The organism is Nocardia sp. GCM10030253 (genome assembly GCF_042675075.1).
Classification (GTDB): Bacteria; Actinomycetota; Actinomycetes; order Mycobacteriales; family Mycobacteriaceae; genus Nocardia.
Genome location: NZ_JBHTDL010000010.1, coordinates 109,591 through 134,381 on the forward strand (window position 1 = coordinate 109,591; position 24,791 = coordinate 134,381).

At 67.4% G+C, this 24,791-nt stretch carries 21 protein-coding genes and 1 pseudogene; 5 read left to right on the plus strand and 17 right to left on the minus strand.

The features are described 5' to 3' along the window. Positions 1-21: 21 nt before the first annotated feature. Positions 22-357: an ArsR/SmtB family transcription factor gene (locus ACFQZZ_RS23190; protein WP_378684439.1), complete on the plus strand. Its 336-nt coding sequence runs from the start codon at positions 22-24 to the stop codon at positions 355-357. Positions 358-367: 10 nt separating this feature from the next. Here the strand turns inward: ACFQZZ_RS23190 and ACFQZZ_RS23195 are convergent, their stop codons facing one another. From ACFQZZ_RS23195 to ACFQZZ_RS23210, 4 genes are all read right to left on the minus strand, one after another. Continuing rightward, positions 368-1,663, minus strand: coding sequence for a M16 family metallopeptidase (locus ACFQZZ_RS23195; protein WP_378684442.1), 1,296 nt, complete (start codon positions 1,661-1,663; stop codon positions 368-370). Positions 1,664-1,758: 95 nt separating this feature from the next. Next, positions 1,759-4,038, minus strand: a complete 2,280-nt coding sequence (locus tag ACFQZZ_RS23200) for a polyribonucleotide nucleotidyltransferase (protein ID WP_378684445.1) — start codon at positions 4,036-4,038, stop codon at positions 1,759-1,761. Positions 4,039-4,496: 458 nt separating this feature from the next. Beyond that, positions 4,497-4,766, minus strand: coding sequence for a 30S ribosomal protein S15 (rpsO, locus tag ACFQZZ_RS23205; RefSeq protein WP_328403782.1), 270 nt, complete (start codon positions 4,764-4,766; stop codon positions 4,497-4,499). A gap of 213 nt (positions 4,767-4,979) precedes the next feature. Continuing rightward, positions 4,980-5,948: a bifunctional riboflavin kinase/FAD synthetase gene (locus ACFQZZ_RS23210; RefSeq protein WP_378684449.1), complete on the minus strand. Its 969-nt coding sequence runs from the start codon at positions 5,946-5,948 to the stop codon at positions 4,980-4,982. 298 nt (positions 5,949-6,246) lie between these two features. On the opposite strand from ACFQZZ_RS23210, the gene ACFQZZ_RS23215 reads away from it, so the two are divergent. Beyond that, the gene (locus ACFQZZ_RS23215) at positions 6,247-6,915 is read left to right on the plus strand and encodes a metal-dependent transcriptional regulator (RefSeq protein ID WP_378685077.1); all 669 of its coding nucleotides are present in this window, start codon (positions 6,247-6,249) and stop codon (positions 6,913-6,915) included. 99 nt (positions 6,916-7,014) lie between these two features. On the opposite strand, the gene ACFQZZ_RS23220 is transcribed toward ACFQZZ_RS23215, so the two are convergent. From ACFQZZ_RS23220 to ACFQZZ_RS23240, 5 genes are all read right to left on the minus strand, one after another. After that, positions 7,015-7,827: a hypothetical protein gene (locus tag ACFQZZ_RS23220; RefSeq protein WP_378684452.1), complete on the minus strand. Its 813-nt coding sequence runs from the start codon at positions 7,825-7,827 to the stop codon at positions 7,015-7,017. A gap of 156 nt (positions 7,828-7,983) precedes the next feature. Then, positions 7,984-8,406: an EF-hand domain-containing protein gene (locus ACFQZZ_RS23225; RefSeq protein ID WP_378684455.1), complete on the minus strand. Its 423-nt coding sequence runs from the start codon at positions 8,404-8,406 to the stop codon at positions 7,984-7,986. Positions 8,407-8,558: 152 nt separating this feature from the next. Beyond that, positions 8,559-9,491 carry a tRNA pseudouridine(55) synthase TruB gene (gene truB, locus ACFQZZ_RS23230; RefSeq protein WP_378684458.1) on the minus strand — a complete coding sequence of 311 codons (933 nt, stop codon included), beginning with the start codon at positions 9,489-9,491 and terminating at the stop codon, positions 8,559-8,561. Then, positions 9,491-10,165, minus strand: a complete 675-nt coding sequence (gene npt, locus ACFQZZ_RS23235; RefSeq protein WP_378684461.1) for a 4'-phosphopantetheinyl transferase Npt — start codon at positions 10,163-10,165, stop codon at positions 9,491-9,493. Before npt ends, truB begins: the two co-directional genes overlap by 1 nt. Positions 10,166-10,217: 52 nt before the next feature. Continuing rightward, positions 10,218-11,174 carry a metallophosphoesterase family protein gene (locus ACFQZZ_RS23240; protein WP_378685079.1) on the minus strand — a complete coding sequence of 319 codons (957 nt, stop codon included), beginning with the start codon at positions 11,172-11,174 and terminating at the stop codon, positions 10,218-10,220. A gap of 146 nt (positions 11,175-11,320) precedes the next feature. Between ACFQZZ_RS23240 and ACFQZZ_RS23245 the strand changes: the two are divergent. After that, positions 11,321-11,467 (plus strand): annotated as a pseudogene (locus tag ACFQZZ_RS23245) (AraC family transcriptional regulator); the annotation flags it as partial. Positions 11,468-11,715: 248 nt separating this feature from the next. Beyond that, positions 11,716-12,441 carry a hypothetical protein gene (locus tag ACFQZZ_RS23250; RefSeq protein ID WP_378684463.1) on the plus strand — a complete coding sequence of 242 codons (726 nt, stop codon included), beginning with the start codon at positions 11,716-11,718 and terminating at the stop codon, positions 12,439-12,441. Positions 12,442-12,487: 46 nt separating this feature from the next. On the opposite strand, the gene ACFQZZ_RS23255 is transcribed toward ACFQZZ_RS23250, so the two are convergent. Both ACFQZZ_RS23255 and ACFQZZ_RS23260 read right to left on the minus strand, forming a co-directional pair. Beyond that, positions 12,488-14,716, minus strand: a complete 2,229-nt coding sequence (locus tag ACFQZZ_RS23255; protein ID WP_378684465.1) for an Ig-like domain repeat protein — start codon at positions 14,714-14,716, stop codon at positions 12,488-12,490. A gap of 8 nt (positions 14,717-14,724) precedes the next feature. Continuing rightward, complete coding sequence (locus ACFQZZ_RS23260; protein ID WP_378684468.1) at positions 14,725-16,407, minus strand: Hsp70 family protein; 1,683 nt, start codon at positions 16,405-16,407, stop codon at positions 14,725-14,727. A 92-nt stretch (positions 16,408-16,499) separates the two neighbouring features. On the opposite strand from ACFQZZ_RS23260, the gene ACFQZZ_RS23265 reads away from it, so the two are divergent. After that, the gene (locus ACFQZZ_RS23265) at positions 16,500-16,991 is read left to right on the plus strand and encodes a nucleotide exchange factor GrpE (protein ID WP_378684471.1); all 492 of its coding nucleotides are present in this window, start codon (positions 16,500-16,502) and stop codon (positions 16,989-16,991) included. A gap of 1,010 nt (positions 16,992-18,001) precedes the next feature. On the opposite strand, the gene ACFQZZ_RS23270 is transcribed toward ACFQZZ_RS23265, so the two are convergent. The 6 genes from ACFQZZ_RS23270 to infB form a co-directional block, all read right to left on the minus strand. Continuing rightward, on the minus strand, positions 18,002-19,366 hold the full coding sequence (locus ACFQZZ_RS23270) for an MATE family efflux transporter (RefSeq protein ID WP_378685082.1): 1,365 nt from the start codon (positions 19,364-19,366) through the stop codon (positions 18,002-18,004). Between the two features lie 207 nt (positions 19,367-19,573). Then, positions 19,574-19,708: a hypothetical protein gene (locus ACFQZZ_RS23275; RefSeq protein WP_378684474.1), complete on the minus strand. Its 135-nt coding sequence runs from the start codon at positions 19,706-19,708 to the stop codon at positions 19,574-19,576. Positions 19,709-19,843: 135 nt separating this feature from the next. Then, positions 19,844-20,860 (minus strand): bifunctional oligoribonuclease/PAP phosphatase NrnA, encoded by a 1,017-nt coding sequence (locus ACFQZZ_RS23280; RefSeq protein WP_378684477.1) that lies wholly within the window; start codon positions 20,858-20,860, stop codon positions 19,844-19,846. Positions 20,861-20,873: 13 nt separating this feature from the next. Next, complete coding sequence (rbfA, locus tag ACFQZZ_RS23285) at positions 20,874-21,317, minus strand: 30S ribosome-binding factor RbfA (RefSeq protein ID WP_378684480.1); 444 nt, start codon at positions 21,315-21,317, stop codon at positions 20,874-20,876. Between the two features lie 27 nt (positions 21,318-21,344). Next, complete coding sequence (locus ACFQZZ_RS23290; protein ID WP_328413231.1) at positions 21,345-21,635, minus strand: DUF503 domain-containing protein; 291 nt, start codon at positions 21,633-21,635, stop codon at positions 21,345-21,347. A gap of 100 nt (positions 21,636-21,735) precedes the next feature. Then, positions 21,736-24,777, minus strand: a complete 3,042-nt coding sequence (gene infB / locus ACFQZZ_RS23295; RefSeq protein ID WP_378684483.1) for a translation initiation factor IF-2 — start codon at positions 24,775-24,777, stop codon at positions 21,736-21,738. Between the last annotated feature and the right edge of the window lie 14 nt (positions 24,778-24,791).

Genomic DNA, 24,791 nt, shown 5'->3' on the forward strand with positions numbered 1-24,791 from the left:
AACCACCGAGTGAGGTAGATCATGACCGGAGCTAAGGAGCTGGCCTCGGAGACCGTAACACCGCCGGTGGCGCCGCTGGCCACGGTGCTCGGCGCACTACACGACCCGGTGCGGCTCGAGATGGTGCGTCGCCTGAGCAACGCAGGCGACGCTGTGCGTTGCGGTGCGCTCTATGAGGTGATCAACAAGTCGACCGCAACGCATCACTTCAAGATTCTGCGCGAAGCGGGCGTCATCGAGAGACTGACTATCGACGGCCAAACCTGTCAGCGCCTGCGCACCGAGGAGCTGGAAACCGCACTCCCCGGCCTGCTCCCACCGATCGTCGAAGCGGCGAACCGCGCCCGCGGAGCATGACCGTCGACGCTCAGCTGTCGACCAATCGGCGTACGGCAGCGGGCAATTCGCGGGTGCGCCGGTAGGGTCCGGCAACAGAAGCGCCGAACGGCCTGGCCAGCAGCGAGGCCGCGATCGCCGACACCTCCTCGGTGGTCACCGCGTCGATGCGCGCCAACGTTTCCGAAACACTCCGGTGGTTGCCGTAACTGAGTTCGCTGCGGCCGATCCGGTTCATCCGGGACGCGGAATCCTCCAGACCGAGCACAAGCCCGCCACGCAACGATCCCTTGGCGCGTGCGCACTCGGCGTCGGTGATCCCGTTGGCGGCAATCTCTTCCAGCACGCCGCGGGCCAGCGACGCCACTTTGCCGAGGTTTTCCGGCTGGCAGCCGATGTACACCGAGAACGCGCCGGTGTCGGCGAAGGTGTCGACACTCGAGTACACCGAGTACGCCAGGCCGCGTTCCTCCCGAATACGTTGGAACAGACGGGAACTCAGCCCGCCACCGACCACGGTGTTGAGCACCGACAGCGGCCAGCGCCGCTCTCCTTCGTGCCGTCCGAAGGCGCGCACCCCGAACACCAGGTGGGCCTGTTCGCTGTCGCGGTGGCTCCAGTGCAGCTCCGGCACACTCTGCGGGCGGAATCGTCCCTCGCGACGGGGCGCGGGCTCGGCTGCCGGATCGAGCCGGTCGACGAACGCTCGGTGCACCAGCTCGACGGTGTGCTCGTGCTCCACATTGCCCGCCACCGCGACGACCATCCGGTCGGGCCGGTAGCGGCGCAGGTGGAACCCGCGCAACTGCGCGGCCTGCATCGATTCGATGGACTCGACAGAACCGATTACCGGCCGTCCGATCGGGTGATCACCGAACAGCGCGCTGAGGAACGCGTCGCCGACCAGATCCTCCGGATCGTCGTCACGCATGGCGATTTCCTCGAGCACAACCTGTCGTTCCACGTCCACATCGGATGCCCGGCACAGGCCGTTGAGCACCACGTCGGAGACCAGGTCCACGGCCAGTGGCAGGTCCTCGTCGATCACGTGCGCGTAGTAGCAGGTCTGCTCCTTCGCGGTGAACGCGTTGAGTTCCCCGCCGACCGCGTCCATCGCCTGGGCGATGTCCAGCGCCGATCGTGTCGGAGTCGCCTTGAACAGCAGGTGTTCCAGGAAGTGCGCGGCGCCGGCGACGGTAGGTCCCTCGTCACGCGAACCGACGCCGACCCAGACGCCGATCGAGGCCGAGCGCACACCGGGCACGTGCTCGGTGACCACACGCAGACCACCGGGTAGCACGGTGCGCCGCACACCGGTGTCGGTCATCCGTGCCTCGTTTGCCCGCAGCTCTAGTGACGAACCCCCCTGCTCGCCGCGGAGCAGAGGGGTTGCCGTCTTCTTCTTCGTCACAAAGACAAGTACTACTCGGTCTCCGCCGTGCCCGCATCGGCGGCATCGGCGGCAGCAGGCTCGTCAGCGCTCTCGTCGACCGGCACCAGCGAAATCTTGCCGCGGTTGTCGATATCGGCGATCTCCACGCGCAGCTTGTCGCCGACGTTCACCACGTCCTCGACCTTGGCGACGCGCTTGCCGTTGCCCAGCTTGGAGATATGGACCAGACCGTCACGGCCCGGCAGCAGCGAGACGAACGCGCCGAAGGCAGTGGTCTTGACGACCGTGCCGAGGAAGCGCTCGCCGACCTTCGGCAGCTGCGGATTCGCGATGGCGTTGATCATGTCGATCGCCGCCTGCGCCGCAGGGCCGTTGGTCGCACCGACGTAGACGGTGCCGTCATCTTCGATCGAGATGTTGGCGCCGGTCTCCTCGGTGATCTGGTTGATCACCTTGCCCTTGGGGCCGATGACCTCGCCGATCTTGTCGACCGGGATCTTGATCGCGGTGACGCGCGGCGCGTACTGGCTCATCTCGTCCGGAGTGGCGATGGCCTCGGCCATGACCTCCAGGATGGTGGCGCGAGCGTCGTGCGCCTGGGCCAGCGCACCGGCGAGCACCGGCGAGGGGATGCCGTCGAGCTTGGTGTCCAGCTGCAGCGCGGTGACGAACTCACTGGTGCCCGCGACCTTGAAGTCCATGTCGCCGAAGGCATCCTCGGCGCCGAGGATGTCGGTGAGCGCGACGTAGCGGACCTCGTCCTCACCCTTGTCGTTCTTGATGGTGTCGGACACCAGGCCCATGGCGATACCCGCGACCGGCGCCTTCAGCGGCACACCGGCATTGAGCAGCGACAGGGTCGAGGCACAGACCGAGCCCATCGACGTGGAACCGTTGGAGGACAACGCCTCCGACACCTGACGGATGGCGTACGGGAACTCTTCCTGGCTCGGCAGCACGGGCATCAGGGCCCGCTCCGCAAGCGCGCCGTGGCCGATTTCGCGGCGCTTCGGCGAACCGACGCGACCGGTCTCACCGGTGGAGAACGGCGGGAAGTTGTAGTGATGCATGTAGCGCTTGCTGGTCTCCGGGCCGAGCGAGTCGACCTGCTGCGCCATCTTCACCATGTCGAGGGTGGTGACACCCAGGATCTGGGTCTCGCCACGCTCGAACAGCGCCGAACCGTGTGCACGCGGCACCACGGCGACCTCGGCGGAGAGTGCACGGATGTCGGCGAGACCGCGACCGTCGATACGGAAGCCGTCGGACAGAATCCTTTGACGGACAAGCTTCTTGGTAACCGAGCGGAACGCGGCGCCCAGCTCCTTCTCGCGACCGACGAAGTCGTCGCCGAGGCGGGCAAGCACCTCGACCTTGATCTCATCGATCTTGTCTTCGCGCTGCTGCTTGTCGGCGATCGACAGCGCCTCGCCCAGCTCACGCTTGGCGGTGCCCTCGACAGCCTCGTAGACGTCAGCCTGGTACGGCGGGAACAGCGGGAACTCGCCGGTCGGCTTGGCGGCCAGCGACGCGAGATCCTGCTGCGCCTTGCACAGGCGGGCGATGAACGGCTTGGCGGCCTCCAGGCCCTCGGCGACGACGGCCTCGGTCGGCGCGGTGGCGCCGCCCTCGATCAGCGCGATGACCTTATCGGTGGCCTCGGCCTCGACCATCATGATCGCGACATCGCCGGACTCGACAACGCGGCCCGCGACAACCATGTCGAACACGGCGTCCTCGAGCTGCTCGACGGTCGGGAACGCGACCCACTGGCCCTCGATCAGCGCGACGCGCACGCCGCCGACCGGACCGGAGAACGGCAGGCCCGCGATCTGGGTGGACGCGGAAGCAGCGTTGATGGCCACCACGTCGTAGAGATCATTGGGATCCAGGCTCATCACGGTGACGACGACCTGGATCTCGTTGCGCAGACCGTCGACGAAGGACGGACGCAGCGGCCGGTCGATCAGGCGACAGGTCAGGATCGCGTCGGTGGAGGGACGGCCCTCGCGGCGGAAGAACGAGCCGGGGATGCGGCCCGCGGCGTACATCCGCTCTTCGACGTCGACCGTCAGCGGGAAGAAGTCGAACTGGTCTTTGGGGTGCTTGCCTGCGGTGGTGGCCGACAGCAGCATGGTCTCGTCGTCCAGGTAGGCAACGACCGAACCGGCGGCCTGACGGGCCAGACGGCCGGTCTCGAAGCGGATGGTGCGGGTGCCGTAGCTGCCGTTGTCGATCAGCGCGACGGACTCGAACACACCGGGTTCGACCTCTACGGCCGAGGACGTGCGTTCAGTTGTTTCGGTCATTTTCTTCTCTCAACCTCTCGTCTTCGCCGAGTCGAGCGCATCATGGGCGCGACTCGGCTATTCGTCAGCCGTACCGGATACGGGCGCGCGGCAACCCTCCTGGTTGCAACGCGCGCACCCGGCCAGATCCCCTTGGATTCGGCGACGCGGAGGCGGTCATCGATCGAAGCCCGCCGGCGGAGTTTCACCTGCCGGGAGGCCACTACCGAAGACCGACGCCACGCGGCGGGTGCATACGGCTGTGCAATGTTGTCGTGTAGATGGGTAATGCTGTCTCGAGCAACCTACAAGCAGTCGCTACGACTTTTACCCCTCATACACAAATAGCCAACGGGGAGATTGTACGTCTCCCCGTTGGCCGGGTATTCGACCGCCTCAGGTAAGCAGCGTGTCGAGCAGATCCACTCGCAACCCAACACCACGGAGCGAGTCTTACGAGCGACCGTTCGCGGCCGAAATTATCGCCGCAGGCCGAGACGCTCGATCAGCGAACGGTAACGCGCGATGTCGCTCTTCTGCAGGTACTTCGAGAGCCGACGGCGACGGCCGATCAGCGCGAGCAGGCCGTGGCGCGTGTGGTGATCGTGCTTGTGCACCTTCAGGTGCTCGGTGAGGTCGGAGATCCGCTTGGACAGCAGCGCGATCTGGGCCTCCGGCGAACCGGTGTCCTTCTCGTGCAGGCCGTACTCGGCGAGAATTGCCGACTTCTGCTCGGTGGTCAGTGCCATGGGGCATCCACTCCTATTTCTCAGTCCCGCGCTCGGAATCCGGATTCCCGGCTGGGTGCCACCGCGGACCGCAGCAAACCCGAGGATCCACCTTACCGGACATGCCCGCTCCCACCGAATCGCACCCACCAGCGGCCGCTCGGTTATCGGGATTCGCAGTCCTCGTGGGCAACCGCAAAGGGCGTGGATCCCGACAAGGAGCGGGGCTTTCGTTCAGGAATCGGCGGCGGCCAGGACTTTGCGGGCGGTTTCTACGTCGCGAGCCATAGCTTCCAGGAGTTGCTCGATCGAATCGAATTTGCGCATGCCGCGCAGGTGCTCGACGAAGTCGACCGCGACGTGCTGACCGTAGAGGTCGGCTTCGCCATCCAGCACGTACGCCTCGACTGTCCTGGCGCGGCCGGAGAAGGTGGGGTTGGTGCCGACCGAGATGGCGGCCATCGCGCGTTCGCCCGGCGTCACAGTGCCGATGGTCGGACCGGGGCCGAGCACGGTGAACCAGCCCGCGTACACGCCGTCGGCGGGGATCGCCGCGTGCATCGGCGGTGCGACGTTCGCGGTGGGGAAACCGAGTTGCTTGCCACGTCCGTCGCCGTGCACGACGACACCCTCGACGCGGTGCGGCCTGCCGAGCGCCTCCGCGGCCGCCGCCATATCGCCCGCGTCGACGCAGGCGCGAATGTAGGTGGAGGAGAAGGTGACCGCGTGCTCGCCGATCAGCTTGACGCCGTCGACCTCGAAGCCGAACCGATCACCCAGCTCGCGCATGGTGTCGATGGTGCCTGCGGCCTTCTTGCCGAAAGTGAAGTTGTCCCCCACCACCACCTCGACCACATGCAGCCGCTCGACCAGCAGATCGTGCACGTAGCGGGCCGGCGTCAGCTTCATGAATTCTTGGGTGAACGGGATTACGCAGAACACATCGACGCCGAGCTCTTCGGCCAGCTCGGCGCGCCGGGTCAGTGTGGTCAGCTGCGCAGGATGCGAGCCGGGGCGCACAACCTCCATCGGGTGCGGATCGAAGGTCATCAGTACCGCGGGAACACCGCGCGCGGCAGCGGCCTTCACGGCTCGGCTGATCAGCTGCGCGTGACCGCGGTGCACACCGTCGAACACACCGATCGTGAGTACACACCGCCCCCAGTCCGCGGGCACCTCGTCGAGACTTCGCCATCTCTGCACAGTGCGCAGCCTATCGTGCACAGCCGGGCGCAGTCCGACCGAAGCCTGCGCCGGGCCGGCGTAGCCGCCGATGTCACACAACGCTTCCGTTGTCGTATACGGACGGTGAATACGGTGTTCACCCGTGCGGCGCAATGTGTGATTCGGCAGGCATGTGCCTAAGCTCGGGTATGTGCCCGGTAAACGAGATATCGCCACCCGTCGCGAGCTGAACGACACCTCGGCGCAGCTGACAAACGCCGCCGCGCAACAGGCGGGCAGCTCGACGCAGGGCGAACCGCACGGCAGCACCGCGACGATGGCGCCGGTGCTCTCCTCGGTGGCTCAGGACTATCTGAAGGTGATCTGGACCGCGCAGGAGTGGTCGCAGGAGAAGGTGTCGACGAAGCTGCTCGCCGAGCGAATCGGCGTTTCGGCCTCCACCGTCTCCGAGGCGGTCCGCAAGCTCGCCGATCAAGGTCTGGTGGAACACGCTCGCTACGGCGCCATCACGCTGACCGAGGACGGCCGCCTCGCCGCGATCGCCATGGTGCGCCGTCACCGGCTGATCGAGACGTTCCTCGTCAGCGAGCTCGGCTACGGCTGGGACGAGGTACACGACGAGGCGGAGATCCTCGAGCACGCCGTCTCCGAGCTCTTGATGGCCCGCATCGACGCCAAACTCGGTTTCCCCGACCGCGACCCGCACGGCGACCCCATCCCCTCGGTCGACGGCGCCGTCCCCACCCCGCCGGCCCGCCAGCTCAGCGACTTCTCCGCCGCCGAATCCGGCCGGGTGGCCCGCATCTCCGACGCCGACCCCGACATGCTCCGCTACTTCGACTCCGTCGGCATCGCCCTCGACACCCCCATCGCCGTCGTGGAGCGCCGCGACTTCGCGGGCACCATCGCCATCCGCATCGACGACCGCACCATCGACCTGGGCAGCCCCGCCGCCGAAGCCATCTGGGTCATCAGCGCCGACTGACCGCCGGCTCGTGTGGGCTGCACGTACCGACTTATCGTGCAACACAACGAAGTTCGCACAGCAGGATTCGCTGCGCGGCGGGTGTGGCGGCGAGGCGGGTCAGCAGGTAAGGAAGTAGCGCTGCAGGCGGGTGGGGACACCATCGGCGACGGCTTCGGTCCAGCAGACGTCGTGCGGGAAATAGACGTAGGTGGTCCAGCCGTCGGGATTGCGGACGACGATGCGTTGGGAGTCGCCGGGGACATCCCAGACGATGACCGCCCAGCCGCCTTCGCATTCGGAGACGGTGACGCGGGCGGCAGCGAGGTACGGGGGAACGTCGAGGTCGTCGACGATCGCTTCGGCGGTGCATGGTAGTGGCGCCGGATCCTCGAATCGCAGTACGCCGGACACGATCTGGCCCGGTGCTGTCACGAAGGCGCTGTGCATGCCCTCGGGCACCGGCGACGATCCCGGCGGGGGATCCATGGTGAAGACGTAGCAGCCGACCGGTACGGAGAACGTGGTGGTTCCGTCCCGGTCCGTGCTACCGGTCCAGTGACGCACCTCGGCCGTCTCGCCGACCGGAATATCGTGCAGCGCAGGATCACACGGCTGCACCAGCCGAACAGTGACCGGCACATCCGGTACGGCGCCGCCGGATATGGTCAGCGTCTTGATGATCAGCGCCGAGTGCTCCGGCGGCGGACCGCTGGGCGGAGCCTCGGGTGCCTGCACCGACGGAACGGTGGTCCCCTGTGGTGCGCGCGCGTGGCTCGACGGCCCTGGCGCCGTGCCCGTATTCGTCACCACCGCCGACCTCTCCCGCGACGGTGGTGACGATTCGTTGCCACCACCGCACGCGACCGCGACCACCGCGACCGCGGCGAGCACCACTATCCGCTCGACGACCCCACGCATCCCCATTGCCATCGGCCCTTCCGATCGATCCTCCCGATACCGATCTATCGACCCAACCGTCGCCGTAGTTAACGCAGGTCAATCCCAGTAAGCAAGGTCGCGATCCTGGCCGATCCGTGACCTACCCGTGTCGGCGATTATTCGCAGCCAAGCACCAGCTGGACAGGGTCAGCGGGAGAGGAAGTCGAGGAGGGCCCGAAATTCGGTGAGAGATAGGTAGCCGTCGCCGTCTTTGTCGGCGGCGGCCAAGAGGGATGCCGCGGGTTCGTCGATGCGGCCGGCGCCGACGTGGCGGATCAGGGATTCGAGTTCTTCGACCGAGATCTGGCCGTCGCCGTTGGTGTCGAAGACGCGGAAGGCAGCGTCGGCGTCGGTGACCTCGATGCGGCCGGTGGCCAGCGCCGCGTCGAATTCGGCCTTGGAGACCAAGAAGTCGCCGTTGGTGTCGGCGGCCGCGACCAGGCGTTCGATCGCCTCGTTGTCGACGTCCAGTCCGAGGGAGCGGATGCCCTCGGTGATGTCGGCTACCGAAACCAGCCCGTCGCCGTCACGATCCCACAGCTCGAATGTATCGACCGGTCGTTCACTCATTGCCCACGCCTTCCCACCGCCGCCGCCGCCGATCCTGATTGCCGACGTCCGGCCAAGGGACACTCTACGGATTCCGTTGTCCCCGAGACTGTCCAGGTGAGACGCGCACCGGGCCATCCGCCCGATCAACCCGGCGCCAGCGCGGGCACGGCTCAGTCGACCAGCCCGCGTGGACGGATCACCATGACCGAGGAGGAGCGTTTGCCCTTCTCCTCCAGCAGGGCAATGGCGGTTCCGTCCTCGGTCAGCGCGGCATGAACACCCTTGATTCCGATCGGCTCGAGCCAGCGTCCGTCACGCAGCGACTCGGCTTCCCCAGCATCGATCGCGCGGTGCGGGAAGGCGGTTCGGACGGCGTCGTCGATCCCCAGACTCAGGAGCGGGGTGTCCGCCTCGGCGGCGAGCGCCAATTCGTCCAGGGTGCGGGCGTGTTCGAGGGTGAAGGGGCCGACCCTGGTGCGGCGCAACGCGGTCAGGTGGCCGCCGACGCCGAGAGCGGCGCCGAGGTCACGGGCAAGTGCGCGCACATAGGTGCCCGACGAGCACTCGACCTCGACATCGAGGTCTACGAAATCACCGTCCGAAATATCGCGGCGGGCAAGGATATCGAACCGGGACACCGTCACGGGACGGGCGGCCAACTGCACGTCTTCACCCGCACGGTGGCGGGCGTAGGCGCGTTCGCCGTTCACCTTGATGGCGCTGACGGTGGCCGGAACCTGTTCGATATCGCCGGTCAGTTTCGCTGTGTGCGTGGCGATTTCGTCGTCGGACAGGTGCGTGGCCGGAGTCGTCGCGAGCACCTCGCCCTCGGCGTCGTCGGTGGTGGTGGCCTGACCGAGGCGAATGGTGGCGGTATAGGCCTTGGTGGTGAGGGTGAGCAGACCCAGCAGCTTGGTGGCGCGCTCCACACCGAGCACGAGCACCCCGGTGGCCATCGGGTCGAGCGTGCCCGCGTGGCCGACCTTCTTGGTGCGCAGCAGCTTCCGGCATTTCGCGACGACATCGTGACTGGTCCAGCCGCCGTCCTTGTCCACGATCAGCAGACCGCCGAGCACGTCGGGACGCACCGTCGAGCCCGCCATCAGCCGTGCACAATCGCGGTGAGGATGAGCCTGTCGCCGATCATCCAGCGGCCGTCGAACGACGTCAGTGGCACGCCGCCGTCGTTGGTCTGTCCGGGCACCAGCAGCTCGCTGTGGAAGGTTCCCGCACCCGCGCCGTCGGAGCTCTCGTCGATGGTGAAGGTGATGTGCGCGTCCTCGAACCCGAGCCAACGCGACGTCAACGGGAACCACGCCTTGTAGGTGGCTTCCTTGGCACAGAACAACAGTCGGTCTAGATGCAAGGCAGCGATGGGGCTCGCGCTGTTCAGCCATTCCCGCTCGGCTGGCAGACTCACCGAATCCAGCACGCCCTCCGGCAGCGGACCATGCGGTTCCGCATCGATCCCGACGGACCGGAACCGCAGCTTGTGCGCCAGCGCGGCCGCCTGATACCCGTCGGTGTGCGTCAGGCTCCCGACGATCCCGCGCGGCCACACCGGAGCACCACGCTCGCCTTTGCCGATAGCGACCGGCGGCTCACCGAGCTCCGCCAACGCGAGTCGCGCGCAATGCCGCGCCCCGATGAAGTCCCGACGCCGCTTCTCCACCGACTTCGCGATGAGATGCTCCTCCGCCGGATGCGGCTTCAGCTCCTCCGGGTACGCCAGCAGTTCGGCCGAGGCCACACCAGCAGGCAGAATTTTCTCGATCATCGCCAACGAGCGTAGTCCAGCCCCGGCGAACCGCCTGCGCGTGCTGTGCAAGTCAGACTCCGCGGCGTCTTTCGGCCTTGCTGCGCAGCTCAGCGGCGGCCGCTTCCATTTCGGGTGTGACCTTGAAATGCCCGCCCCATTTGTTCAGCGAGCCCGGCGGGTACTCCGGGGTCGGGAGGATCTGGCGGAGCAGGCGGTCCGGCAGGCCCCGGCGCTTCCATTCGCGGGGGTAGCCGAGGGAGACCTCTTCGAATCGGACGCCGTCGTAGTAGGAGGTGCGCGGGATGTGCAGGTGGCCGTAGACCGAACACACCACGTTGTAGCGGGTGTGCCAGTCGGCGGTCAGGTCGGTGCCGCACCACAGGGCGAATTCTGGGTAGAACAGCACGTCAGTGGGTTGGCGAACCAGCGGGAAGTGGTTGATCAGCACCAACGGCGTGCCGGGCGCCAGCGCGTCCAGCTTGCGCTGGGTGACCTTGACTCGGGCGTGGCACCAGGCGTCGCGCGTGGCGAACGGGTCCGGCGAGAGCAGGAACTCGTCGGTCGCCACCACATTGCGATCGCGTGCGACGGCCAGCCCCTCCGCCTTTGTCGTGGTGCCCGCGGGCAGCCACGAGTAGTCGTAGAGCAGGAACATCGGGGCCAGCGTCACCGATCCACCGTGCTCCTCCGCACCCGCACCCTCCCACACCGGGAACGGATCCTCCGGTGTGAGCACGTCGAGATCACGGCAGATCGACACCAGGTAGTCGTATCGCGCCGCACCGTGCATCTGCACCGGATCCTTTGCCGTGGTCCACAGTTCGTGGTTACCCGGAACCCAGATCACCTTCGCGAATCGGCGGCGCAACAGCTCCAGCGTCCACCGGATGTCGTCGGTCTTCTCAGCCACGTCACCGGCAACGATCAACCAGTCCTCCGGCGAATCCGCCCGGATCTCCTCGACCACTGGACGATTCCCCTGGTGGCCGACATGAACGTCGCTCACCGCCATCAACTTGGGTATCACCACACCTACTCTGACAGGTTCTTGCTTCGAACTCGCTGTCACCCCAGTGTCATTACACCGATCGGGCACTCTCGCGCCCGCGATCCCCTGCGGCAAGCTGTTCGTTCTGCCAGGTAGACGCTCGATATGACCGACGAGACTCTCGCTTGCCCGCGGCCGCCGGGCTGCTGGACGGGCGGGCGATCACGCACTGGTCGACCGCGGCGCTGCTCGCGGCCGATCCGAAGGTGAGGGTCGACGCCGACCCGATCTTCGTCCGCTCCGGCCGGGTGTGGACCGGGGCGGGCATCAGCACCTGTTGGGCCTGGCGCTTGCCCTCGAACACCTCACCATCCGACCCGACCAGTCGGTGTGACGGCCCCAGCCGCTCCGACGCCCATGCCTCCTAGCACCTACGGCAATTTGCCGCGATTCAGCACCTGCTGACCGGCGGCTACGCTCCCGTTATGACTGTGCGTCCGTCCGTCAGGCTCGCGCCTGAGGCCGCCCGCGAGTTCCAGCGCCTGCTGCCTGTCGAGATCGCACCGGGGCTCACCAGCCGGTGCTATCGGTCCACCGATCCGACGTCATCTACTGCGGCAACGACCTGGCCGACTATCTCCGGCACCAGTTCAGCGGGCCGTCCGAACACCTCGGATCCGCCTGGGCGACGGCTCCCTTCTGGTCGTACCTCCTCGGCGACAACGGTGGGCCACCGTGGGCGACGTTCATCACGCCGCCCGATCCCTATGCCGTCAGTCCCGAGGAAGCCGTCGAGCACCTGCGCATGCTTGCCCTGGAACGCCTCATCGGGCGTCGGGTGGAGCCGGCGCAGCTGATCCAGGCGGGGCTGGTGGCGCTGGTACTCGACATCGAGAGCGAGTCACTGCCCCTGCTCGCCGGTCTCTCCCGCCACGAGAAGGACCGTGCGGCGGGTCTGTTCGACCAGGTCGTGGACGAGTTCGACCTGGCAGCGACGTTTCCAGCCGATGAGTTCGAGGTCCGACACCTGTTGGTCGGCTGGTGGCTTCGCCAGATCGTGAACGGAAGCTTGCCACCGGCCATCGGCGGCGACGTCATCCGGTACGAGGCCTGGGCGCAGCTGGGCCGACCCGACTCACTGCGTCCGCTGCTCGAGTACGTGAACCGGTACGGCGACTGGAAGGCCAACCAGACCGCCACGCCCGCCGAGCTTGCCGCCGACATCGTCACGGAGGCGAAGCGGCTGCTGCGAAGCCGGCGCGAAATCCGCTGCAGTGGTGGGCCTTCCACTCGCGGCGCCTGGTGAAACGATGACAGTCCGGCGGGCGAACGCTAACCGCAGCACAGTTCCGCTAGCGTTCCCAGCGGATCCGGGCGGTGGCTGCGAAACCCGCAGCGACAATGAGTTTTCCCGTGGCTTCGCGGCGGCAGGAGGCAATCGCGATGTGGCATGGGCGGTCGATGTCTTCGGGGATGCGGACGCCGCCGTCGATGTCGTAGCGCGCGTTGGTGACCTTCCACGCGCGAGCTTGCGAGTCGTCCGGGGTGCTCGGCGGTTCGTCGGCGCGGGCGACGATCAGGACTTCGGTGACGCCGCTCGGCCAGGCGAAGACCAGGAGGCCACCTTGTTCGGCCAGGTTGGTGACGGCGGGGATTCCACTGGGATCAGGCTCGTCTTGCCGGTGTGCGGGATCACCCTGCGAGGGAGCAAGATCGCCCCGCGAGTGCCAACCACTGTCCCGCGTCGAATGGTCGATCGACTGTTGAGACGGTGAGAGTTGTTGCTCACCAGTGGGTTTCGGTGACGCATCTACGCTCTGAGGTGCAGCAGCGGGGACTGTGTCGGACCGGGTGATCTCCGAGTATTTCCCAGCCACTACAGCGGCCACGGCGTACACGGGCGGTGGTCCGGCGGGCGCGCCGCCGTCTTCCAGGTCGGTGGCTTTGGTGCGGCCGACTACGCGCCAGGAGCCGTCCGGCTGCAGGCGGGTCACTCGGTAGTCGACGGTGCCTGTCGACGACGGCGACCAGACCACCCGGATCGATCCGTTCGCCATTCGGGTGGCCTCGACACGGGTCGGGGCCTCGACCGGCGCTGCCGCGAGTGCGGCTGCCGCGGCGGCATGATCAGCGCAGATGGCCTGGGCGTCGAGCAAACCGCGCAGCCGAGCGTCGGCGGGGCCTGCCTGCGCCTCGGTGACAAGTCGGTCCGCTTCGGCAATCGCGGCTCGGGCTTCGGCGAGCAACTCGTCGAGGGCGCGAACATCCGCAGGGGGCGGTACATCGGAGGCGGTGCGCTGCAAGGACTCCAGGTGCGGCAATGCCTCGACATACCGCTTTGCGGCGCACGCGGCGCTCGCGCTTCGCCAGTGTAATGCGGCCTCGGCGAGCACCCTGTCCACTTCGTCGGCCACCGACCGGATGGGCGTCAGCCCGTCATCATCGGCGCCGAGAAGTCGACGCGCCTCGGTGACCTGACGTGCCGCCTCGGCCGGGCGGCCCGCCCGCAACGCTGCTCGTGCCGCCTTCAGCGGTGTCTCCCATTGCCGTGGTGCGGCTGCTCGCGGCGGCGACGCCGGTGGGAATGCGGGCCCGCCACGCGGCGAATCCTCTACGCGGGCACCGAGTTCCGTAGCCAGATCGGTGAGCAGACGGGTGGCGGCGACGCGGTCGAGTCCCTGCGCGATCGCCTCGTCCACGAGGTACTGGAAGTCATCACCCACCAGTTGGTCTTCGACAAGCACCGCGGCCCTGACCTTCGGACGCAGCTCTCCTGCGACGTCCTCGATCACCGCGCGCAGATATTCCTGGACGGCGGAATCACCGGACTCGAGTAGGTCGTGGACGTGAATCAGCAATTCGTCCAACACCACTCGGATCCGCCCTGGCGGCAGCTCCCGAGATCGGGCGCGCAACGCCTCGGCGCGCAGCCGGATCTCGTTGGTCTGGCCCGCCTTCGTGGAATCCATTCCGAGCAGGGCGAACAACGTCGGTGTCGGCGGCCCCTCCAGCAGCCGTTCCCACTCGCTGAGCAATTGCCTGATTTGCCGCCTGCGCTGGTCGGTGAGCACGCTGGGGGCCACGGGCGCTGGTTCGGCGTCGGCGATGACCCGGTGCCTGCGCAGGCGCGTCGCGACCTCCGCAGCGCTGAGCCCGCCCATTGCGCCGATCTCCGCCAACCCCTCGACCTTCCCGGCCGGAACACCACCGTGGCGCTGCACCAATCGGGATATCGCGGTATCGAGCATCTCGTACCGGTCGGCATCGCGCTTGGCACGCATCTCCCGCACCCGCGCCGCCTCGGCCCGCCGCGATCCGGCCACCAGCACCAGCTCCGACAGTGTGGGATGGGCACCGACCAGCAATCCGACCAACACCCGATACTTCGGATGATCGCGCTGGCGCTGCCAGAAGCCCCACACCTCCGCGACCTGCGCGGCTACCTCGGATTCGCTCAGTGTGTCCGCTTCGTCCAGCGGAATGTCGTAGAGCTCGAACGGATCCGAGTGCTCGATGCCGCCTCTGCGCTCGACCTCGGCGAGCACCCGCTTGCGGTAGTCGTTCGGGTTGAAGGCCTGCACGGCGTGCCTCAGCTACTACGACGGCGCGAGCGCTGGACCTGATCCAGCTCGCGCTCCACGTCCGCTTGTGACAACGTCGCGCCGGTCTGCGTCGAGAGGACCAACGGGATATCGGCGTCTATATGGTGTGCCGTCACGTGCAGCACGCCGTCGAAGCCCATTTCGAAGGTCACCCGCACCTCGCTGCCTTCGGGATACCCAGGCGGAATCCCCCGAATTCGCCCTTCTATCAGCACTTTCGTGTCTTCGGGCCGCATCGACGCCGCCTGGCCCTGCTGCTCGACGATGGTCAAGGCGATCTCGTCCTGATCCGGGCGGACCGTGCCGAAGGACCGTCGCACCCGCACCGGCAACGTCTGATTGCGGTTCACCAGCCAGGTGGCCGCCAGCCCGTACTGATGGTCCAGCGCGAGCACGCCGAATCCGCGTGACACCACCGTGTCGACCTGAATTTCCAGCATCCGGCGCACCAGGCCCACCGGCTGCCCGAACGACGCGGCGACCCTCCCGATCGCGCTGTCCAGATCCTGTTGCGGCGCATCTTGAATGCTCGCCCCGTCGCGCAGCCTGCCCCGCGTGACCAGGTCCGCGATGATCAACCGCTCCATCTCGAGCTTCTCGCCGTACAGCGCGGCGCCGCGAGCCACCGACAGATCGGGATCTCGCAGTTCGCCGACCAGCCCGAGTTCCTGCTGAAGTTCGCGCTCCACCATGGGCATTCGAGAGGAACCGCCCACCAGCAGCAAACGGTCGACAGCCGAAATACCGCGCTTACCTGCCGCGGCCAAACAGTCGCGGGTGAGATCGATCGTGCGCCGCATCAGTGAGGCGGTCATCGCCTCGACGTCGTCGCGCGTCAGCGAAATGACGGCCCTTGCGCCGTCGTGTGCGACCACCACGTCGGTGCTGTCGGCGTCGCTCAACTCGCGCTTGGCGCGCTCGGCGGCCAGCACCAGCATCTGTGATCCCGCCGAATCATCGAGTGGGTCTTCGGCATCCGGATTGGCCGCACAGAATTGCTGCGACAGATAGAGCGCAATCCGCTCGTCCCAGTCCGCGCCGCCGAGCTGATGGTCACCCTCGACGGCGAGCACCGAGATGCGGCGATCGGCGAGTTCGATGACGGTGGCGTCGAAGGTGCCACCGCCGAGGTCATAGACGAGTACGGTCTCGCGCGCTCCTTGCTTGTCGACATCCATACTGCCGTCGAGCCGTCCGAACCCGTACGACAGCGCCGCGGCGATCGGCTCGGACAGCACACCGGCGACATCGAAACCGGCGTAACTGCCCGCCTGGATTGTCGCGCGACGCTCCTCGTCTCCGAAGTAGGCCGGCACGGTGATGACAGCGCGTTTCACCGGCTCGCCACCACCGAATTCGGCATCGGAGGCAAGACTTTTCAGGATGAGCGCCGATACCGCGGGCGCCGACCACGTCTCGCCGTGCGCCGCGAACCGCCACTCGGTGTCGCCCATTCGGCGCTTGACCAACGCGCACACGTGTTCCGGATCCAGCCGGGCCTGGCGTCGCGCGCCTTCGCCGACGAGGTGATCGTGTGCGGACGCGAACAGCACCACCGAGGGAACCGTCGAGTCGCCGGTCATCCCGACCATGATTTCGGGGCGGCCGTCGGCGTCGATCCGCGCGATGGCCGAGTTCGTGGTGCCCAGGTCGATGCCGTAAACCCCCATGAGACGCGATCGTAGCAGCCGGATCCGACCGGAACCCAGCCGTATTCGGCTGGTACACAACCCGATCGACCGGGTCCGGTTATGGTGCGAACATGACGGAACCAGCCGCCCGGTCGACCGAAGATCCGGAGACCACGCTCGACCAGCTCGCCGAGCGTATCGAGGACCTGTCCCGAGTGATCGCCCGCCAGGCCGCCACCATCGAGCGCATGGTCGACGATGCCAAGGACCGCGCCGAGCGGGACCGCGCTGGTACCGATCTTCCCCTCGTCGTAGAACTGTTCGCCCTGCATGCCGACACCATCGCCTGCGCCGCAACCGCTGAGTCCCCCCGCGAGCGCGACGCCTTCGACGCCATCGCCACCCGCGTCGAACGCCTCATCGTCGGCCGCGGCGGAGCCATCGTCACGCCCCGCCCTGACACGCCCTTCGACGCACTGACCATGGAGGCGGCCGACGTCACGAAAACCGATGACCCAGCAGCGGATCGCACCGTCGATGGCCTGCGTCAACCCGGCCTCACCGTCTCCGGCCGCTCCATTCGCCCCGCAACGGTCGTCGTGCGCCGGTACGTCGAGCGCTGACCGACCCTGCGCCATGAGGCAGCTCGCTTTGTCTGCCATCCAAGGGATTACCGGGCAGTGCTGGGCACGTCGAGAGCCGTACCCGACTTGGTCTTCCGCAACCCGAGCAGGCAGGCACACGGTTTCCAGCGTGAGGACTGGCTGTGGTCCCGTCTCGAGCCGGGACTCCACGGTTGACCTGGTCTAGGGAAGTTGGGCTACCAGTGGTTTACCCGGGGCAGTGCTGGGCACGTCGTGTGCCGTACCCGACTTGGTCTTCCGCAACCCAGGCGGCAGGCACACAGCTTCCAGCGTGAAGACTGGCTGTGGTCCCGTCTCGAGACGGAAAACCACAAACAAGCACAGAGAATGGTCGAGCGGAGGAAAGGTCGGCTCCCCCAACACGACACAGCCACCATTTCGCTCCCCTCGCTCCCCTCGCTTCGCTCCGACCCGAAACACACCCCCCGACCGGCGTCCGCACACCCCGTGTCGCAACTCCACACCCCCCAACAGTCGTCCGCACACCCCGTCCCCTAACCACACACCCCGTACACCGAGTGCGCAGTCACAACAAGGGGTGTCCGGACGATTTCTCTACCGCCCGAAAACGCAACCACAGCCAGTCCCCACGCCGGAAGCCGTGTGCCTGCCTGCCTGAGTTGCGGAAGACCAAGCCGGGTACCACACACGACGCACCCAGCACTGCCGGGACACCACCGGGAGGCACAACCTCCCAGGACAGGCCAACACACCCCGTGTCGCAAGTCGACACCCCCCGACAATCGTCCGCACACCCCGTCCCATAACCACACACCCCGCATACGCGGTGTGAAGTCGCAACACGGGGTGTGAGGACAATTTTGTCCGACACGCAACCACAGCCAGATGACCACGCCGGAACTCGACCATCACTCACCAACTGCGGGAGGTAAGCCGGGTACCGCACACGACGCACCCAGCACTGCCCGGAACACCGCCGGAAGGTGAGCTCAGCTCCCAAACCGGGGCACGCTACCCAGTTTCCGAGTTCAGGTGGCGGCGCGCCCCCGGCCAGGAACTTCCATGCCGACCTGTGCCCAACGGCCCGACTCGGCCCTCCAGACCACGGCGATCAACCGCAGCACCATGAATCCGACCAGGCCGGACCAGATTCCGGCGAGGCCCCAGTCGAAGGCCAACGACAGCCAAATCGCCGGGAGGAAACCGATCAGTGCCGCGCCGAGAGTGGTAGTGCGCAGATAGGCGGCGTCGCCCGCGCCGAGGAGGACGCCGTCGAGTGCGAAGACGATGCCCGCGACCGGGATAATGGCGACGAAGAACCACCAGGCGACGTGGGTGCGGTCCAGTACGGCGGGGTCGTCGGTGAAAAGTTTCGGGATCACGACGGCGCCCGCGGCGAAGAAGGCCGCCAGGATCAGTGCGAAGATCTCCGACCAGCGCGTGATACGCCGGGCCAGACTGCGCGCGCCTCGCGCGTCACCGGCTCCGAGCGCGGCCCCGACCAGGGTTTGCGCGGCGATCGCGAGCGAATCCAAGGTCAACGCAAGGAAATTCCAGAGTTGCAGGACCAGTTGGTGGGCGGCGACGGAGGCAGCGCCGAATCGGGAGGCAACGGCGGCCGCAGAGACGAAACAGGCTTGGAAGGCGAGACTTCGGACGATCAGGTCACGACCGAGCAACATTTGCGCCCGCATCACCGACCAGTGCGGAGCCAGCGGAATACGTTCGCGCACCAAGGCACTCAGGAACAACACCGCTGTCAAGGCCTGGCCGGCAACGTTGGCCACCGCGGATCCCGGTAGCTCCAGCCGCGGCGCGCCGAGCAACCCGTGCACCAGCACCGGGCACAGCACTCCCGAAATCGATAGCCCGGCAACAACGAACAACAGCGGCCGACGAGTCTCCTGCACCCCGCGCAGCCACCCATTGCCCGCCATCGCGATCAGGATCAACGGCACGCCGAACAACGCGATCCGCACCCAGAGCAGCGCCTCCGCCGCGATATCCCCACCGCCCGCGATCACGCTCGTCAGCGGAGCCGCGAACGCCTGCACAGCAATAAGAATCAGCGCCCCCAACACCACCGCGATCCACGTCGCCTGCACCCCTTCGGCTACCGCCCCGCGCTCATCCCCCGCGCCATGCCTGCGCGCCGCACGCGCCGTCGTGCCGTAGGACAGGAAGGTCAGCTGCGAGCTCGCCTGAGCCAGAATCAATCCCCCGACCGCAAGACCGGCCAGCGCCAACGCCCCGAGCCGCCCGACCACCGCAAGATCGAACAGCAAGTAGATCGGTTCGGCGACGAGCACCCCCAGCGTCGGCACCGCAAGCCCGAGAATCCGCCGCGGCCCGGCATCCGCCGCCGAATCAGCGCGCTCCTGCGACGCGACAATGCCCGCTCGATCGTTCCCCGCGCCCCCGCCGAGATCCTCAGCGCTCACCAACACCTCCCCCTGCCGAACCTTGCTGTCGCACAAGATATAGCGGCTGGGTACGACACAGATCGAAGGCGAGCCCGACCGACGGGACCGAAACTCGCCACCACGAATTCGTGGGCGAAACCTGAACTCCCAGCTCAGCAATCGCTGCCGCGCACTGTCTCAGCCCTTGTGCACGGTGACGCCGGGGACCGGCTGCTGCACATCGCGGACCTCGACGACGGCTCCACTGTGCAGCTCGAGACGGCCCTGGTCGGCGAGCTGGCCGACGCCCTGCGACACGCGAGAGGCGGCCACACTCGACCACGGCAATCGTCCGCGACGGCCATCGTTCTGCTGCGGCACGCGAGGTTCGCCGCATGATCGAACTCGACCGGCGATGCGGTAGCTCGGGCCGAGGCGAGCAGGGTTCGACGCGACGCCGAGGATCGTTCACCCGAGGGCGGCCAGCAGCGCCGCGACGATCGTGTCGGGAGTGCCGTTGGTGGTGTAACCGGCGGCGAAGCGGTGGCCGCCGCCGCCCAAAGTGGTTGCTATCGCGGCCACGTCGACGCCGTCGTGGGCGCCGGGGGTGGTGTCGCGGGAGCGCAGCGACACGATCCAGCGCTCCGAGATGGTGCGTGATTCCTTGAAGACCGCGGCGACGCCTGCTTCGGCCACGGTACGGACGATGTCGATGACGCTCTCCGCCTCCTCCGAGCTCACCTCGGCCGCGTCGGCGCGGCGCACGAACGCGTACACAAGGCCGGTGCCGCCGTTCGCCGAGGGCACCAACTGCGCGGAACCCAGGACGCGCGACAGCATCGGTAGCCAGTCGAACGGGTGGGTGTCCATCAGCGTGCGGGAGATCTCCGCACCGTCGATGCCGGTGGACAGCAGTCGTTCGGCGAGGCGGTGCGTCCCGGGGCGGACCCAACGGAAGGAGCCGGTGTCGGTAACCAGCCCTGCGTAAAGGCAGTGCGCCACTTCGGGATCGATCGGCACCTGCCAGGCATCGAGCAGTGGGACGATCACGCTGGTAGTCGACTCCGCGTTCGGATCGACCACATTGATCGTCCCGAACCTGGTGTTGGATCGGTGATGATCGAGCACCAGTGTCGTTGCGGCGCCGGACAATCGGTCGGCGAGCGCGCCGAGCCTGCCCGCGCTGCCGCAGTCCACGGCGATGAGCAGGTCCACCTCACGCGGTACCTGTGCGGGCGCGACCAGATGATGCACACCCGGCAGCGACCGCATCGAAACGGGCAACTCGGCAGGTTCGGCGAACGATACGCACACCGGAATGCCGCGACGCTGCAGTACCAACGCCAACGCCAGCCCACTGCCGATGGTGTCGGCGTCGGGCTGCACATGGCACAGGATGGTGACCGACCGTGCGGCCGTCAGCGCCGCGACAGCCGCATCGAGATCCGCCGCGTCGAGACCGACTGCTTCGGGCATCGTCGTCATTGCCTACCGCAAGTCACTCGTCGGTGTCGCGTTCGACCTTGTATGGGTCGGATTCGCCCGCGTGCGTCGCATTGGCCGCCACCTTCGCCACCGCTTCATCGGCGGCTCTGGCCTTGGCCAGCAGCGCCTCCATGTCCGCCGCCACCTCCGGTACCTTGTCGAGCACGAAGGCCAGCGTCGGGGTGAACTTCACGCCGGTACCGGCGCCCACCTTCGAACGCAGCACGCCCTTCGCCTTCTCCAGACCCATAGCCGCACCCTCGTAATCGGGTTCGACGTCCAGGCTTTCGCCCAATACGGTGTAGTACACCTTGGCGTCCCGCAGATCCGGGGAGACTTTGGCGTCGGTGATGGTCACGAAATTCAGCCGCGGATCCTTCACCTCGTATTCGATCGCGGTCGCCACGATCGCGGAAATCCGCTTGGCGAGTCGGCGTGCCCTGGCTTGATCCACCATGGCTGAACCCTCCTCAGCAATAAATCGTCAGTCTTCGGGTCCGAAGATCCTGCGGCGCACTGCCAGCAACTCTAACTCCGGACGGGCGGCAACGTGCCGCTCACATTTGTCGAGTACCTCGGTCAGGTGATCCATTCCGGAACTGACCATGGCAACTCCCAGCAACGACCGGCGATGCCGATCGTGTTCTCCGCCCTCGGCGGCACTCACCCCGAAGCGCTGCAATTCGGCCAGGACCGGCCGAATCACCGAGCGCTTCTCTTTCAGCGAATGCACATCACCGAGCAGGATGTCGAACTCCAGTGCACCGAGGTACACACACACCTCTTCAGTGTCGAAACGACCGGACCGTCAGGCCGCGCCCGCCCGGACCCCGGCTTTCACCGGAGTGACGGGCGGACGCGACGTGCTCGGACTATCAGTCGCGCGGCTTCTCACGCAGCTCGTAGGCCTCGATGATGTCGCCTTCCTTGATGTCGGAGTAGGTGACGGTCATACCGCATTCGAAGCCCTCGCGGACCTCGGCGGCGTCATCCTTCTCACGCTTCAGGGAGGAAATCGACATCGTCTCGGCGACCACCACGTTGTCACGCAGCAGCCTGGCCTTCGCATTGCGCTTGACCGAGCCCGAGGTGACCATGCAGCCCGCGATGTTGCCGATCTTGGAGGACCGGAAGATCGCACGGATCTCGGCGCGACCGAGCTCGACCTCTTCGTAGATCGGCTTGAGCATGCCCTTGAGGGCCTTCTCGATCTCGTCGATGGCCTGGTAGATCACCGAGTAGTACCGGATGTCCACGCCTTCGCGGTTGGCCAGCTCGGTCGCCTTGCCCTCGGCACGGACGTTGAACCCGATGATGATCGCGTTCGACGCCGACGCCAGGTTGACGTTGGTCTCGGTGACACCACCGACACCGCGGTCGATGACCCGCAGGCGCACCTCGTCGTCCACCTGGATACCGAGCAGAGCCTCTTCGAGGGCCTCGACGGTACCGGAGTTGTCGCCCTTGAGGATCAGGTTCAGCTCCGAAGTCTCCTTCAGTGCGGCATCCAGATCTTCCAGGCTGATCCGCTTGCGGCTGCGGGCAGCCAGTGCGTTGCGTTTGCGCGCATTGCGGCGGTCGGCGATCTGACGTGCGATGCGGTCCTCGTCGACAACCAGGAGGTTGTCACCGGCGCCCGGCACCGACGTGAAGCCGATGACCTGGACCGGCCGCGACGGCAGCGCCGCGACGACATCCTCGCCGTGCTCGTCGACCATGCGACGGACGCGACCGTAGGCGTCGCCCGCCACGATCGAGTCGCCGACGCGCAGCGTGCCGCGCTGGATGAGCACGGTCGCCACCGGACCACGGCCACGGTCGAGGTGCGCCTCGATGGCGACACCCTGGGCGTCCATATCCGGGTTGGCCCGCAGGTCCAGCGATGCGTCCGCGGTCAGCACGACCGCTTCCAGCAGCGCCTCGATGTTGGTGCCCTGCTTGGCGGAGATGTCGACGAACATGGTGTCGCCGCCATACTCCTCGGTCACCAGACCGTATTCGGTCAGCTGCTGCCGGATCTTGTCCGGGTTCGCGCCTTCCTTGTCGATCTTGTTGACCGCCACCACGATCGGCACGTCGGCCGCCTGTGCGTGGTTGATCGCTTCCACCGTCTGCGGCATGACGCCGTCGTCGGCCGCGACCACGAGGATCGCGATGTCGGTGGCCTTCGCACCACGGGCACGCATGGCGGTGAACGCCTCGTGACCCGGGGTGTCGATGAAGGTGATCAGTCGATCTTCGTCGTTGACGTGTGTCAGCACCTGGTAGGCACCGATGTGCTGGGTGATGCCACCGGCCTCGCCCTCACGGACGTTGGCCTTACGGATCGTGTCCAGCAGTCGGGTCTTACCGTGGTCGACGTGACCCATGACGGTCACCACCGGCGGCCTGATCTGCAGGTCTTCCTCGCCACCCTCGTCCTCGCCGTAGGTGAGGTCGAAGCTTTCGAGCAGCTCGCGATCCTCGTCCTCCGGGCTGACGACGTGCACGACGTAGTTCATCTCGCTGCCGAGCAGCTCGAGGGTCTCGTCGTTCACCGACTGGGTCGCGGTGACCATTTCGCCGAGGTTGAACAGCGCCTGGACCAGCGAGGCCGGGTTGGCGTCGATCTTCTCCGCGAAGTCCGACAGCGATGCGCCACGGGCGAGACGGATGATCTCGCCGTTGCCGCGCGGCAGCCGAACGCCGCCGACGGCGGGCGCCTGCATGTTCTCGTACTCGGCGCGCTTCGCCCGCTTCGACTTACGGCCACGACGGACCGCGCCACCGGGACGACCGAACGCACCGGCCGCGCCGCCGCGTCCACCCGGACCACCGGGACGACCACCGCCGCCACCGGGACGACCGCGGAAACCACCGGCCGCGGGAGCACCGGCACCTGCACCGGGCGCACCCGTGCCGCCACCGCCACCACCGGGACCGTCGCGGGCGCCACCGCCACCGCCACCGCCGCCACCGGGACGACCGCCGGGTCCACCCGGACGGCCACCGGGTCCACCCGGACGACCGGCACCCGCGCCGCCGCCCGGACCCGGACGGGCCGAACGAGCAGGCATGGCACCGGGATTCGGGCGCGGCGGCATCGAGCCGGGGCTAGGCCGCGGTCCACCGGGACGCGGACCACCCTGGCCCGCGGCCGGACGAGGACCGCCCTGACCGGGAGCCGGGCGGGCGCCGCCCTGGGCGGGGGCACCGGGACGCGGGCCGTGCCCGGGACCCGGGCGAGGACCGCCCTGGCCGGGGGCAGGACGCGGCGCCGGACGCTCACGCTCGGGAGCCGAGGAATACGGATTGTTGCCGACCCGAGGGGTCTTGGGGCCGGGCTTCGGACCACCCGCGGGACCACCGGGACGCGGGCCTGAGCCCTGTGCCGGGGTACCGGGACGCTGCTGCTGCGGCTGACCGGGACGCGGACCACCGGGGGTCGGGCGCGGACCGGCAGGAGCCGGAGCGGCCTGTGCCGCAGGCGCCGACTGTGCGGCGTCCTGAACCGGAGCGGACTCGCGGGCGACGGGGGCCGGAGCCGGCTTCACGACCGGACCGGGACGCACCGCATCGGCGACGCGCTCGGCAGGCCGAGCAACGGGCTCAGCGGTTTCCCGCGCGGCAGGAGCCGCGGGGGTGGCGGCCGGAGCCGGAGCCGGAGTACGGGGACCCGGACGCGGACCACCCGGGGTGGGTTTGGCGGCCGGACGGGCCGTCGAAGCGGATCCGGGACGCGCCTCGGACTTGGCTGTTCCATTGGCCGGAGCGGACTTCGCCGCCACCGACTCGCGCAGCCGACGTGCGACAGGTGCCTCCACCGTCGAGGACGCCGACTTCACGAACTCGCCTTGCTCCTTGAGCTTTGCGAGTAGTTCTTTGCTTGTGACACCGAGTTCTTTGGCCAACTCGTGCACGCGGGCCTTGCCTGCCACTGCTCTCCTCACTG

Coding starts and splice junctions, on each gene's coding strand:
- ACFQZZ_RS23190 (WP_378684439.1), top strand. CDS start 22: ATGACCGGAGCTAAGGAGCTGGCCTCGGAGACCGTAACACCGCCGGTG.
- ACFQZZ_RS23195 (WP_378684442.1), bottom strand. CDS start 1,663: ATGACCGACACCGGTGTGCGGCGCACCGTGCTACCCGGTGGTCTGCGT.
- ACFQZZ_RS23200 (WP_378684445.1), bottom strand. CDS start 4,038: ATGACCGAAACAACTGAACGCACGTCCTCGGCCGTAGAGGTCGAACCC.
- rpsO (WP_328403782.1), bottom strand. CDS start 4,766: ATGGCACTGACCACCGAGCAGAAGTCGGCAATTCTCGCCGAGTACGGC.
- ACFQZZ_RS23215 (WP_378685077.1), top strand. CDS start 6,247: ATGGCGCCGGTGCTCTCCTCGGTGGCTCAGGACTATCTGAAGGTGATC.
- ACFQZZ_RS23220 (WP_378684452.1), bottom strand. CDS start 7,827: ATGGCAATGGGGATGCGTGGGGTCGTCGAGCGGATAGTGGTGCTCGCC.
- ACFQZZ_RS23225 (WP_378684455.1), bottom strand. CDS start 8,406: ATGAGTGAACGACCGGTCGATACATTCGAGCTGTGGGATCGTGACGGC.
- truB (WP_378684458.1), bottom strand. CDS start 9,491: ATGGCGGGCTCGACGGTGCGTCCCGACGTGCTCGGCGGTCTGCTGATC.
- npt (WP_378684461.1), bottom strand. CDS start 10,165: ATGATCGAGAAAATTCTGCCTGCTGGTGTGGCCTCGGCCGAACTGCTG.
- ACFQZZ_RS23260 (WP_378684468.1), bottom strand. CDS start 16,407: ATGGGGGTTTACGGCATCGACCTGGGCACCACGAACTCGGCCATCGCG.
- ACFQZZ_RS23265 (WP_378684471.1), top strand. CDS start 16,500: ATGACGGAACCAGCCGCCCGGTCGACCGAAGATCCGGAGACCACGCTC.
- ACFQZZ_RS23280 (WP_378684477.1), bottom strand. CDS start 20,860: ATGACGACGATGCCCGAAGCAGTCGGTCTCGACGCGGCGGATCTCGAT.
- rbfA (WP_378684480.1), bottom strand. CDS start 21,317: ATGGTGGATCAAGCCAGGGCACGCCGACTCGCCAAGCGGATTTCCGCG.